This window comes from Arenibacter latericius DSM 15913 (assembly GCF_000424985.1).
Taxonomy (GTDB): domain Bacteria; phylum Bacteroidota; class Bacteroidia; order Flavobacteriales; family Flavobacteriaceae; genus Arenibacter; species Arenibacter latericius.
Map to the genome: position 1 here is coordinate 1 of NZ_AUKX01000053.1, position 13,698 is coordinate 13,698.

Consider the following 13,698-nt stretch of genomic DNA (forward strand, 5'->3'; position numbering starts at 1 on the left):
ATCTACAAAGGTTTTGCAATGGATCGAAAACTGGAACACCATGCCCTGAAGGGAATTATAAAACAACGGGTAAAGCAAGGCGTTTACCATATACAACATGTGAATTCCACGCACAATAGACTAAAGAAATGGATAGACGGCACTTTTTGGGGCGTTTCGACCAAATATCTTCAGCAGTATCTGAATTGGTTTAGGGTAAAGGAGCACCTCAAGGGTAGTAAGGACATGCTCCAGGCCTTTGTTCCCAAGACCGTTGAAGACATTGGAACCTATGCCAGATACAGAAATATAGACACTAGGTATGAAAAACTAATATCAACGCAAACTTAAACTAGAGCCAAACTACGAGTTAAGTACCTAGAATAAGCCTCTTTATTGACTACATTTCTTAAAGGGTCTCTGAGTTGAATCAAATTTAATTCCATTCCCTTAACCCATTCATCACTATAAACAATTAGGCTATCGTTATTAAAATTGTCTATACTATACGTCTCTAGCTTAGGATAGGATGCGGGTATATTTCCAAATTTAGAAATAATTTCCTCTTCTATTTCAACTACATTTACATCACCAGTAACTGCTACTGCCATCAGAGAAGGGTCATACCATTTCTCATAGAAACTACGCAGCTCTTTCAATTTAAAGTTTTTTAAACTAGTGGTATCCCCTATCACCTTTCTTTCCGAGTATCTAGAATTATTTAAAAGGGTGTTTAGAAAGACCTGTCCGCTTTTTGCTTTTGGTGATTGCTTAGACAACCACTCTGATAATACAACTCCTCTTTCCTTTTCTACTTCATTGCTATCTAATAGCATCCCATTTACCCAATCAGACATAATTAAAAGTGTAGAATCAACCACTGATTTATTATGTGTGGGTATTTTTAATTTGTAAACAGTTTCCAAAAACGAGGTATGTGCATTTAAGTCATGTCCAAATTTGGAGCCATTAGATTCTAGAAAATCAATTAACTTATTAGCTTCAAAATGTTCAATTCCATTAAATGCCATATGCTCCAAAAAATGGGCTAATCCGCGTTGATTATCCGTTTCTTGTGCTGACCCCACCTTTACCATTAACCTAAAATAGCCTTCGCCTTTTACTTTATCGGTAGGATATATATAATAAGTGAGACCATTAGGTAAAGTCTTTTTAACTAAAATACTGTCTTGAACAAGTAATTGAGAAAAACAGTTTTTAGAGATAAACAATACTAGAAGTCCGAAATATATTTTTTTCAATTTATTAATTGTTTGTTTTTGTAAATATTAGTTTGCTTTGAATTTTATCTGGTCCAGGCATACCAGTAGATATAGATAGATTATTGGAATCTAGCTGAATTGTTAGCGTATTATCCTTAGTAGGATCTACTGTACGCTCCAACCATTGAATTTGTATAGGCCTTTGATAAATTCCAGTAGGGAAATGCAATGGGTTTTCTTTTGTAAGAACTTTATAATCTACACCTTCCGTTAACCCATCTCCATTTATTATCGAATAATCTACGTATAGGTCATCTTTGAGTGGTTTAGAACTTAAATACACATAATAAGCCACTATGTCCCTCCTATTAGACCTAATGTCCACATTTTCTTGTTTATTAAAGTTTATATGAACAAAAGGCTCGTCATAAACTTTAATTTCATCTTTACTACAGCCAGAAATTATTAATAACGGTAACAACAATAGAACGAAATATTTATTCATCTTTTTCAGTTTTTTTTCACTTATTACTGTTCGTAACCAGAATTTTGAAGTATATTTTTATTTGCATTAAGCTCTGTTTGTGGGATTGGAAGTGCAAACCTAAAGTTGGGGTATTGAACTTCTTTTACATTAGAGGTGTTAGAGTTATCACGTACTACACCTTGTTTTGTCCTAGTTAAATCGAACAATCTATGACCTTCAAAACAAAACTCCTTAGCCTTTTCATCCCAAATTAGTTTTTGCAAGGCGGATGCCCCATTTTCTGCAATCTCAATTTCAGATACTTCCCTTTGTTGTGCCCTTGCCTGAATAGCCTTTAAATCATTTTTGGCATGTTCTAACTGTCCCATATTAACATTAGCTTCCGCTCTGATTAAGTACATTTCTGAAGCTCTAATAACCAAAATATCATGTTGCAGTTCCCCTTCAGGAATACCAGGTTTATAATATTTTAAAGTAGGTGTAGTTTGCTGTCCTGGTGTTTCTTTTAACAATTGTAGTCTAATGTCATCGGGATTCTCATTTAAAAGATTTACTAATTTTACATCAGCAAAGCCAGTAGGGTTATTAATATTATAAAATGTCCCAACAGTGGATTTTTTTAATTTGCCACTTAAACTAAATATAGATTCATCCGACGCTCCTATCGTATTAAAAATTTTTAAATAATCCTGTCCCTGAGATAACTCAGTTTCATTAATTACTAGAGTTGCATAATTTGCTGCGTCAGACCAATTCTCCATATATAAAGACACCCTAGACAATAAACTATAGACTGCCAATTTTGAAACATGGTAAACAGACCCATCTCCAATTTCAATACCAGTTTCAAACAATTCGGCTGAATCCTCTAAATCTTTTATAATCTGAGTATAAGTCTCAGATACTGTATTTCTCCCAACATTAGTATCAGGACCTGGAGTTTTTACTAAGACTGGAATCCCAGGATGAGATGCATCAGGTGTAAAATTAAATGGTTGTGCATATACTTTTACAAGATCAAAATGAATTAAGCCTCTTAAGAAAAGAGCCTCAGCTTTTATTTGAGCAAGTTCATTAGCGTTTTGAGGAAACTTCTCTACTAGTTTTGGATAATATTCTATTATATTATTAACATTGGCTAATGCCTCATATCCATCTCTCCAAATACGACCTACAGGAGTAATTTCATCTTCTGGAGTAGCATTATAATTGTATTCGGAGACCATTTTAGTATCACCTCCAACAATATTTAGGCGTAACATATCCCCCGCTACATCGGGATAAAGTGTATATCCAAAATCATAATAAGCATACACCGAACTATAAGCACCAGGTATAGCCGCTCTTACTCCGTTCATATCGGAAAAGAAAAGTGGTATCGAAGATTTACCAACTTCATCCACCTCTAAAAAACTATCACAGCTATTAAAAGTAAATACACAAATCGCAGTTATAAATAATTGTCTTAATTTCATACTCTTAAAGTTTAGAAAGTGGCATTAAGCCCTAATGATATAGTTTGCTCCATAGGAAATCCGCTCATATTGTTTTTATATGAATTCCAATTCTTTTTGTCATAAGGTGTCCACACTAACAAATTGTCACCTATTAAAGTAAATTGAACAGCTTTAAAGCCTAGTGATTGTGCAACCTCATTATTTAGGGAATATCCCAAGGAAACATTTTGCAACTTAATATGGGTCTTATGGTACAAAAACCTAGTAGAATTTCTAACTGATTGAGTGCTTACACCCCAAAGTGGTTTAGGAGAAAGTGCTAAATCTCCCGGTTCACTCCAACGGTCCAATTGATTAACAGATTGGTTTTCGCTCATAATGTTTAATCCATCCGAGGTTACATTTCTCCCAAAAGAGCTAAATGCATACCCCCCGATAGTATAATTGGCCATGATACGCAGGTTAAAGTTTTTATAGTCAAAGGTGTTAATTACACTTCCAAACAAATCTGGACTAGATTTTTTATTAGCTACCCTATTAGCAACACTGTATTCTTTGGTTATATTTCCCTGTGTATCGTACCACATCGGGTAACCATCCCTTGGATCTACACCCGCCCATTCTACCAAGTAATAGGTATTGACATTCCTACCTTCTTCCCATCTAATATTTCCTAAATTTTTGGGAATGCTATTATATAATTTTAAAAGCTTGTTATTATTATGTGAGGCCATTACTGTAGATCGCCATTTAAAGTCATCAGACATAATATTTACAGATTGCACCGTAACCTCTATACCTTTATTCTCAATTTCCCCAACATTTCTATACACCCTTGTATTTCCAGTAGTTCTGGAGACATCTAGATTACTAAGTAGGTTAACCGTTTTATTTCTATATATCTCAGGAGAAATATCCAGGCGATTATTAAACATGGCTAATCTTAATCCAATATTGGTCATACGAGTTGTTTCCCAACTTAAATTGGGGTTAGGACCTTTAGACATTCCGGCACCCTGGACTCCATGGTACTGGTACTTATCATTAATAGCATAAATCCCATATGATTCCTGACGACCGATGCGTGAATTCCCGTTACTACCATAGCTTCCTTTCAGGCTCAGAGTGTTAATTTGGTCACTGTAAAAAAAATCTTCTTCATGTATATTCCAAGAAAGGCCTATAGATGAGAAATCAGCCCATTTAACATCCTTTCCAAAATTAGAATTTCCATCTTTTCTAGCATTTAAAACTAGGTTATAGCGATTATCATAGGTGTAGGATAATTGACCTAGATAAGATGCACTTTTTGTAATTCTCTCATTAGCAGAACCCGTAGTGTAGGAAGCACTACTAACGGTTCGTAAATTATCATTGGCAAACCCAGAACCATAGGAACTAACATAAGTATTTTTACGAGAAACAATCTCTAAACCTGCAACGGCATTTATAGCGTGTTCATTTATCCTTCTACTATAATTCAGCCTATTAATAACATGCCAGTTGATGAAATTCGCATGAGCCCAATTTGCATAGCCTGTTGGATCTCCGTTAATGTTCTTACCTGACCAATTATTCATTGACTTATACCTCTTCTCTACGCTGCTCTGGTAATCCGTACCTACCTGTGCAGTATAAGAAAGATCATCCGTTACGTCATAGGATAATTTAAGATTCCCCTGTAAAGCGAAGGTGTTTTGATTATTGTCATTCTGTTCTCTTTCTGCTATAGTGTTAAAAAATTTGCTTTCCACCCATTTTAGAGATCCATCTGGGTTTCTACCATCTATAGTTCTATAGGTCATTCGGAAACTACCATCTTCGTTATAAGGTGAAATAATAGGTAAGTTTTCATAGTAATCATCCCTAGGTGTAAATAGTGTATTTGTATTAAATGAACCCGACAAAGAAACATCTATCTTCAACCGGTCAGTTAAGTTTATGGTATTTCGTGACCTTAAGGAGATTCGTTGTTGTTCATTTCCCTTCAATGTTTTGGTATCACTGTAATACGACCCTGAAATATAATAAGTAGCTTTTTCGGTACCACCAGAAGCCGACACGTTTAATTGATTAGTTAATCCGATACCAAAAAACTCATCATACCAATCAGTATTGGTAGTAGAATATCTATTATTTTCGCTATCGGTAAAAGGGAATAACGATTCTTCATTGCCTGCATTAACAAATGCTTCTTTGGCTAAAGTCATATACTGCTGACTATTCAATGTTTTATACCTCGTTTCATTATTAATTTGAGAAGCACTAGTACGCCATGAAACATTAAACTGAGGTTTACTAATAGCCCCTTGTTTTGTTGTTATTAAAATAACTCCATTAGCACCATCAGCACCATATAATGAAGTTGCCGACGCATCTTTTAAAACGGTGATCGACTTAATATCATCTGGATTAATATAAGATAAGGGACTTACACTAGTCTGTAAGCCATAAATTAAATTAGTTTTGTCCCCCGTAAACATAGGGGTACCATCTATTATCCATAGCGGTTCATTAGAAGCAGCAAGAGAGGCTTCACCTCTTATAGTAACTGAATGCCTTGGCCTAGCGCTAGAGGCATCATCACTTTGTGGCATATACTCCAAACCTGGTACTAGACCCTCTAACATTTTATCTACGCGCTGTTGAGGAAGGTATTCTATATCCTTTGTGGTGACCTGGTAAACGCTAGACACTAGGTTGGACTTTTTTTGTTCAGTTCCATAATTACTGGTTACTACCACCTCTTCCAATGCCTGTACATCTTCCTTTAGTATTATAGCTAACTCTTCTGAGCTATCTACCAGTATTTCTTGTTTCACAAACCCTAAACTAGCAATAACCAATACACTACCACTAGGCACATCATTCATGGTAAATTGACCATCGAAATCTGCAACTACCCATTTTTTCCTATTATTTTTCAACTGTATCGTTGCTCCACCAATCGGCATCCCGGTTTCGTCTATGACTGATCCGGAAACACTTATAAGTGTTTGTATGTAATCCTTAATACTTTGACTTGAGGCCTTATTATTGCCTTTAAATAGAATTATTTGCCTTCCTATTACCTTGAATTGCACGTTGATTCCCTTTAAAAGCAAGCTCAAAACTTTATCAATTTCCTTATTTTCAACCTCAATATTAATTTTTGTGTTTAAATCACTTGACTTTAGTCCAGTTTGGATAAAAACAAAATTGGATTTCTCTTCAATAACATTTATTACTTTTCTTAAGGTTTCATTTTTTGCCTTTATTGTTATCCCTGAAGGCTGAGTATTAAATTCAGTGGCATGCATAGGCGTACACAACGTAAATGCAAACAAAAACATAACATTATATAAGACACTCATTTTTACATTAAAAGAGACAAAACTGAAATTTGTTCTAAATTGGTTATTTCTCATTTGCGTTAATTATTACAAGATCTATTTTTGTTTTATTGTAAAGGATCCATCTATTAGAATTGATAACGTCTTTAGCACATCTGAGACATCGTCTGACAGGTATATCTTTCCAGTACAGGTCTGTTCTGATATATTTTGAGATTCTTCAGAAAATGTAATATTATAGTACCTAGACAATTCCAACAGAACTTTCTCCATAGGAGTATCATTAAATAGTAAATACCCATTCTTCCAAGAAGTAAACCTATCTACATCTACCCTTTCTTTAATCAACTCTGCTTCCGTAAACGTAGCAGATTCATTAGCAACCAGCTTTGTCCTATCTCCGCTAGTCGTTTTAACTCCTACACTCCCCTCCACTACGACTACCCTATCCTCCGAAACGAAGGAATCTGAATATGCGTTTACATTGAACATAGTTCCCAATACATCTACTTTGACCTTAGGAGTCTCTACAATGAATGGTCTAGAACTATTTTTTGCAACCTCAATATAAATTTCCCCCTCTAGATAAACTCTCCTTTCCCTATCAGAAAATTTTGATGGAAATTTCAATTTACTTCCCGAATTAACCCATAGCTTAGAACCGTCAGATAACACCAATTCTGATCGTTTCCCATAGGGAACAATCAACGTATTATAATCATTGATAACTGTTTTAAGAGAATCCCCGTTTTCATCAACAATACCACTCTCATTAATTTTAAGAGCTGTATTGCTTTCAAATAAATAGTGATTATCCCCAGATATTAATATTACATTTTCTTGAATAGGATTATATTCAACTAGAATTTCGGATGGTAATTTGGAGGCATTGTATCGGTAGTAATACAAACCAATAGATATCAGCAAGGCTAAAGTAGCCGCTATTGCATATTTTGTATAGCTTCTAAAAATTTTTCGATTACCTTTTACCTCTGTAGCTTTTCGTCTTATAAGCTTCTGATACAAAGCATCTTTCTCATTTTCAGTAAGTCGCTCTTCCTTAAAGTAAGCTTTTTGAAATTGGGTTTTAGCCTGAATAAAGTTCGCTTTATCCCCCGGATTTTGATTCAAGTACTCCTCCCAATAGCTAGTACCAGCAGGATCCTGTGTAAGCATCCAAACTATAAAATGTTTATTCGTTAAGAATTCTTCAACTTTCATTTATAAAAGGGCATCAATTATAGACTCTCATTCGTATAGAACTCTAGCCTACACTTATGACCTATCAAAATTGATTATATCACCTTTACAAAAGTTAAACAAATGTTAAATCGGTATTAATGGGTATTTTTGAGTAAAGCTAAAAATAAAAAGTAATCGGCATTTTCCGATCTTAACACCTTCAATGCCTTTAAAATTAAGTTCCGACAGGAAGGCACTCCTATCCCCATAATATCAGCTATTTGTTGGTATTCATAGTTTTGTGTATATCTTAAGTAAATAACCTCTCTCTGCCTAGAAGATAGCTGATCCATAATTTTATTTATTTTTGATTTCACCTCAACTTTAACTTCATCCGCAATAAGCATATCTTCAACACTTATTTGCAAATGAAAAGAAGCATCTTCAATATTGCCTTCGACCCTTTCCATTCTTATACCTTTCCGATATTCATCATAAAGTTCGTTACGTAAACTTTTAAACAAGTAAGATTTAGGACTTCTTAGTTCCTTAGTCTTATTACTTAGCATAATCCTTTGGTACACGTTATGAATAGAATCCATAACCTGCTCCCTATTAAAGCCCAAACGGATTCCATAAGCAAACAAACTATCTATATAAAGATTATATAGTTCTTCTATATCATCCATTAAAATCCTACTAAACAATTAATCGTTACACTAAAAAAACAAAAATACTTAATCTAAGAAAGAAGGCTGCAGTATGCTTCTTTATATTTAGAATTAACAATGATTCATTAAATATATATCATAAGAAATTTTTCTAGGACTTTCCAATCATTGCCTTTCATATTTACGTTTAAATAATGTGCTGTTCTTTATTAACAGCTTACGTTATTGAAAGCCCTTAATAAATCCTCTTTAGAATAATTTAATAATCTCTTAAAAAACTTTAAATCAAGAAATTAGACTTTATCAGCTTATGGTTCAAATATTACAAAAATTAATTTTCTGTAGAAGTAATTAATTTTTTTAAACGAATGTTTTTTAATTAAAATATTGTGCTCAAACCATTTTAATTACCAATAAACTATCCTCCCAATCAGATAAAGTTATTATCATATAAAAAGAATGGTATTTGACGGATTATCGCAACTAAACGAATAAACTAATTAATTTTGATTCTTCTTCTTCCTGTTTTTAATTAGTTGTTGATTAAATCGGTGTTCCAAAGTTTCATCTGAAACATCAGGTTCCCCCAGTAGCCAGGCATCAATCGCATCCTTATCAAAAAACTTCTGACGGATGTGTGGATTATTCCCTGTTGGAATAAGTTTAAATTGGGTAAGCTTATAGATTTTACTTTTGGATAGCCCTGTATAGAGTGACAAGTCATCTATATTCATTGTTTTCTTGTTATGGGCAAGTAGTCCCCTAATATCCGATAAAAGTTCTACCATTTTTTCTCGCTCTTCCATAATAGTTGTTTTAGGATTCTCTTCAATTTATAGAAGGAAACTCCTCAAAATGAAAATGCAGGGAACTTTAACTAAAAGAAACAATATTGATTGAGGAATCAGTAAAGATTCGTTGAAATATGATGAAAAAATTCAAATAATTAATTTTCATCAGTTCCCCTATGGTAGATAATAAAAGGGCTATTTGTTGTACCTATGTTGTACCTGCAATAAAAAACGAGGCTTCCAATCTCTTGAAAGCCCCGTGTTTATTGGTCGGGATGACAGGATTTGAACCTGCGACCCCACGCCCCCCAGGCGTGTACGCTACCGGGCTGCGCTACATCCCGAAAATCCGACTGCAAAAATAACAAACTTCATCAATAAAAGCCAATGTTTGCAAGGAAAAATTAAACCCTCATGATAATCCATTTAATATCAATTACAAAGGCTAATTACATATCTATCTATAACAACTTCGCTTTCAAAAGTTTGCTCGATTATCCTGAAAATCATAAATTAATACATCCTAACTGCCAATTCAAATGAAAACAGCCTTTTCCGTAATAACCCGTAAACAAAAACTAAAAGCAATACTCTTTTTTCCGTTATCCGTTTTGTTCCTATTTGCACACGGACAGAACAATCAAGATCAACTTATTAGATTAAAATACCAAGACACCACACAAACCACAGATCTAGCCGTTGGCCTATGGGCAAATCCACTTCCCATGGATTACGACTTAGACGGGGACATAGACATGATTGTTTCCTGCACAGACGTTCCCTATAACGGGACTTTTTATTTTGAAAATATATCAGATAGTGATTCCCCGTCCCCCCTATTTAATACACCCATAAAAATCGGTGACGGCATGCGCAACATTACAGTTTCCTATGTGAAAGGTGAACCGCATGTTCTAGGATCTGGGGTAGAATTCCAGAATTTCAGAAAATATGGGTATACACGTCCAACCGGGATTTACAACGCTGCCGAATTGCTAAATCAGTATAAAGAACGATTTAATGATTGGAAATATGTGGATTACGATAATGATGGCGATCAGGATATTATAGTTGGAATAGACGATTGGAAAGAATATGGATGGGACAATGCCTATAATAATAAAGGAGAATGGACCAACGGTGACCTTCGGGGATATCTCTATTTGCTTATCAATGAAAATGGCAATTTTATAAACAAAGGAAGGATATTAGCAGACAATCAGCCTATAGATGTCTATGGGAATCCCAGTCCCAATATGGCCGACTTTGATAACGACGGGGATTTGGACATAATTTGTGGCGAATTTGTAGATGGCTTTACTTGGTTCGAAAATATTGGAACCCGTGAAAACCCTAAATTTACTATTGGAAGACAGCTCCAAAATGAATTTGGACCATTAATAATGGATTTGGAAATGATGCGCCCAGTTGCTGTCGATTGGAACAATAACGGACATATCGATTTGATAGTTGGGGACGAAGATGGTAGAGTCGTTTTTATAGAAAACACGGGGAAGATTGACCTTAACATGCCTGTCTTTAAATCGCCCATCTACCTACAACAAAAACCCTACAATATAAAATTTGGAGCCCTTATAACTCCCTTTAGTGTAGATTGGGATGATGATGGGGACGAAGACCTTATTTGCGGTAACTCCGCCGGATATATTGGTTTTATTGAGAACTTGGATGGCAGTACCCTACCCAGTTTTGCTAAGCCAGTATATCTAGAAGCAGATGGTGAGGTATTCCGTATCATGGCAGGTATAAATGGTTCTATACAAGGTCCCGCAGAACGCAAATGGGGTTACACTACCCTTACCGTAGCTGATTGGGATGGAGATGGCCTAAAGGATATTGTTTACAATTCTATTTTCGGAAAGGTAGAATGGCTAAAAAATATAGGCACCAAAGGAGCTCCTAAGCTAACAAAAATGGGCGGTGTAAAAGTAGATTGGCAAAAGCTACCTGTTCCCAAACCAAAATGGAATTGGTGGAATCCTCAACAGCATGAATTGGTATCTCAATGGCGAACCACCCCACTTGCCATAGATTGGAACAAAGATGGTTTAATGGACCTTATAATGTTAGATCACGAGGGATACCTGACATTTTTTGAGCGTTTTAAAAAAAGTGAAGAGTTTTTGTTGAAACCAGGGCAACGTATATTTATAAATGCTGACAACCAACCCCTACGCTTAAACGAACGTGAGGCAGGTGGTAGTGGGCGAAGAAAAATCACCTTAACCGATTGGGACCAAGATGGCGATCTTGATCTATTAGTAAATAGTAAAAATGTGGAATGGTACGAAAATGTAGCTAAGGCAAATGGATTTACCCATTTTAAATTTAAAGGCGATTTGATTTCTCAGAAACTAGCCGGACATACTACTAGCCCTACTATTGTTGATTGGGACAAGGATGGGAAGCCCAACTTATTTATAGGAGCAGAAGACGGACATTTTTATTATTTGTCCGAATAAAAATTCCGGTCATTTACTTAAACATAAATATTAAGAGCTGCTGCGAAAGAACCACAGTTTATTATTGTTCTACAATCACTGCTATAGCTCTAATAATACTACATTCTAAGCTTTAAACGCTTCTCTATTTTCTGTTTTATAACCGTTAGACGCTTCATAATATCCATTATTTTATCGTCCTTTTCCTCTTTATAGACTTCATTTAATTCTAATATCAATTCCTTAGCTTCACGAGATAGGGCGACGCGGTCACTTGTAGAAAGTGACTTCATTTTCCTTTGTTCAAACTCTAGTGCTCTTTCTATTAAATCCATATTATGAAATTATATAATTCAGTTCTCTTTTTAATTTTCTCTTTTTTAGTTTAATCCTTTTTAGACCGAAATTTCGGAATAATAAAATGGCACTCCTTAACTTCCATTCGCATATTGGTTTTCACTATAATCTCCCAATATAAAAATATTACTTCATTTCTCCCAAAAAAAGTACCCTTCTCATCTCACTTTCGAAACTAATCAAATTTACGATCGGTTTAGTACACTATAAAGGCTGTTAAAACTTATTTAACAGAAATCAACCTCAATTTAACGGGTTATTAACCTAGAAAAAAATTAAAAAGATGCCTTATTAAGATGCCAATCGGTCTATCATTCCCTTAAAAATAAATCCATGAAATGGCAATACACTATACCAATACAACCTACCTGCCACTCCCCTTGGTCTAAAGGTTGCTGTCTGTTTTAGTAAATTATCCTCAATTTTAAATTCTAACCAAGCTTCACCTGGTAATTTCATTTCGGCATATAAAAGCATTTTTTTTTGGGACTTATCAGCAAAAATAACCCGCCAAAAATCGAGCGCATCCCCTACTTCCAAATGGGTTTCACTTGTCCTCCCTCTACGCAATCCAATTCCACCTACCATTTTATCTAAATATCCCCTAATTTTCCACAAAAATGTACCATAATACCATCCAGTGGAACCTCCTATAGCCCATATTTTATCTATAGTTTTCTGCTCGTCAGTTATTGTTCTCTCTTTATAATCTGTAAAGCAGCCATATTTTGGTACGTTCACATACTTATGAAAATCTTCTTTTAATCGGCCACTACTTACAAAAGAATCTTTCCAGCTAGATACAATACTATTTTGTTCTATTTTTTCGAATGCTAAGGCTACTGCCTCTTTATAAGGCATTGGCTGTACATTTAGCAACTCATTTATATTACTGCGTTTCCCTACAATCTGCACTCCCATACTGTCTACCAAATTAGTAGCCAACTTGTAAGAGGTAGAGGTTACAAAATACAACCAATAAGAAGAAAGCTTTGGGGTCATTACAGGCACCGTTAGAATATATCGCTTCAATTTTCTCACTTCTGCAAACTGAAGTAACATCTGTTTATAGGTTATTATCTCTGGACCAAAAATATCATAAGACGTATTGAAAAGTCGCTCATCTCCAGCAGCTTTGGATAAAAACGCCAAAACATCCCTAATTGCTAAGGGTTGCGTTTTAGTATTAAGCCATTTAGGGGCAATCATAACCGGTAGTTTTTCTACCAGATCTCTAATAATCTCAAAGGAAGAACTGCCAGAGCCTACAATTATGCCCGCTTTAAAAATTGTAAGGGCATAATGATTTGAGGCTAGCGCCTCTTCAACATTTTTTCTAGATCTAAGATGTTTAGATAGTTTCTCTTCGTTAGTAATACCACTTAAATATATTACCTGTTGTACCTGTGTGCTTTCTAAAGCCGACTTAAAATTAATGGCACATTTCTCTTCCAACTTTTCAAAATCGCTAGAAGTATTACTCATGGAATGAATTAAGTAATACGCTACATCAATATCATTGGGGATATTGGTAAATGTTTCCGGTTTAAGAAAATCTACTTCAACAATTTCAATCTGTTCTTCATCCCGATAACTACTTGCTGCGCGCTGCTTATTGCGAACTGCACATACCACATTATGCCCGTCTTGCACCAACAATGGAATGATTCGCTTTCCAATATATCCAGTTGCACCTGTGACTAATATTTTCATCTATTATCTTATTTCTACCTTCAAATTAGAGGAATTGCAATTGA

General features: G+C 35.0%; 11 protein-coding genes and 1 tRNA gene. 2 read left to right on the forward strand and 10 right to left on the reverse strand.

Annotation, left to right across the window (positions count from 1 at the left end; translation table 11 throughout):
- A partial coding sequence (locus H344_RS21140) for a transposase (RefSeq protein WP_205667168.1) occupies positions 1-330 on the forward strand: 330 nt, incomplete at its 5' end.
- Here the strand turns inward: H344_RS21140 and H344_RS0114120 are convergent.
- The 8 genes from H344_RS0114120 to H344_RS0114155 all read right to left on the reverse strand — a co-directional run bounded on the left by H344_RS0114120 (position 327) and on the right by H344_RS0114155 (position 9,466).
- The gene (locus H344_RS0114120; RefSeq protein ID WP_026810907.1) at positions 327-1,241 is read right to left on the reverse strand and encodes a M16 family metallopeptidase; all 915 of its coding nucleotides are present in this window, start codon (positions 1,239-1,241) and stop codon (positions 327-329) included. The genes H344_RS21140 and H344_RS0114120 overlap by 4 nt on opposite strands.
- A gap of 4 nt (positions 1,242-1,245) precedes the next feature.
- Positions 1,246-1,707 (reverse strand): hypothetical protein, encoded by a 462-nt coding sequence (locus tag H344_RS0114125; RefSeq protein WP_026810908.1) that lies wholly within the window; start codon positions 1,705-1,707, stop codon positions 1,246-1,248.
- Between the two features lie 23 nt (positions 1,708-1,730).
- On the reverse strand, positions 1,731-3,164 hold the full coding sequence (locus H344_RS0114130) for a RagB/SusD family nutrient uptake outer membrane protein (RefSeq protein ID WP_026810909.1): 1,434 nt from the start codon (positions 3,162-3,164) through the stop codon (positions 1,731-1,733).
- Positions 3,165-3,175: 11 nt separating this feature from the next.
- Positions 3,176-6,553 (reverse strand): SusC/RagA family TonB-linked outer membrane protein, encoded by a 3,378-nt coding sequence (locus H344_RS0114135; protein ID WP_026810910.1) that lies wholly within the window; start codon positions 6,551-6,553, stop codon positions 3,176-3,178.
- A gap of 21 nt (positions 6,554-6,574) precedes the next feature.
- The gene (locus tag H344_RS21145) at positions 6,575-7,699 is read right to left on the reverse strand and encodes a FecR family protein (RefSeq protein WP_051254333.1); all 1,125 of its coding nucleotides are present in this window, start codon (positions 7,697-7,699) and stop codon (positions 6,575-6,577) included.
- Between the two features lie 116 nt (positions 7,700-7,815).
- Positions 7,816-8,349, reverse strand: coding sequence for an RNA polymerase sigma factor (locus H344_RS0114145; protein WP_051254334.1), 534 nt, complete (start codon positions 8,347-8,349; stop codon positions 7,816-7,818).
- 482 nt (positions 8,350-8,831) lie between these two features.
- Entirely contained in the window at positions 8,832-9,137 is a 306-nt protein-coding gene (locus tag H344_RS20370; RefSeq protein WP_051254335.1) for a helix-turn-helix transcriptional regulator, read from the reverse strand.
- Between the two features lie 252 nt (positions 9,138-9,389).
- Positions 9,390-9,466 (reverse strand) — tRNA-Pro (locus H344_RS0114155).
- Positions 9,467-9,661: 195 nt separating this feature from the next.
- Between H344_RS0114155 and H344_RS0114160 the strand changes: the two genes are divergently transcribed.
- Positions 9,662-11,605 (forward strand): FG-GAP repeat domain-containing protein, encoded by a 1,944-nt coding sequence (locus H344_RS0114160; RefSeq protein ID WP_051254336.1) that lies wholly within the window; start codon positions 9,662-9,664, stop codon positions 11,603-11,605.
- A 98-nt stretch (positions 11,606-11,703) separates the two neighbouring features.
- On the opposite strand, the gene H344_RS0114165 is transcribed toward H344_RS0114160, so the two are convergent.
- Entirely contained in the window at positions 11,704-11,919 is a 216-nt protein-coding gene (locus H344_RS0114165; protein ID WP_026810913.1) for a hypothetical protein, read from the reverse strand.
- 313 nt (positions 11,920-12,232) lie between these two features.
- Complete coding sequence (locus H344_RS0114170; protein WP_026810914.1) at positions 12,233-13,654, reverse strand: SDR family oxidoreductase; 1,422 nt, start codon at positions 13,652-13,654, stop codon at positions 12,233-12,235.
- Between the last annotated feature and the right edge of the window lie 44 nt (positions 13,655-13,698).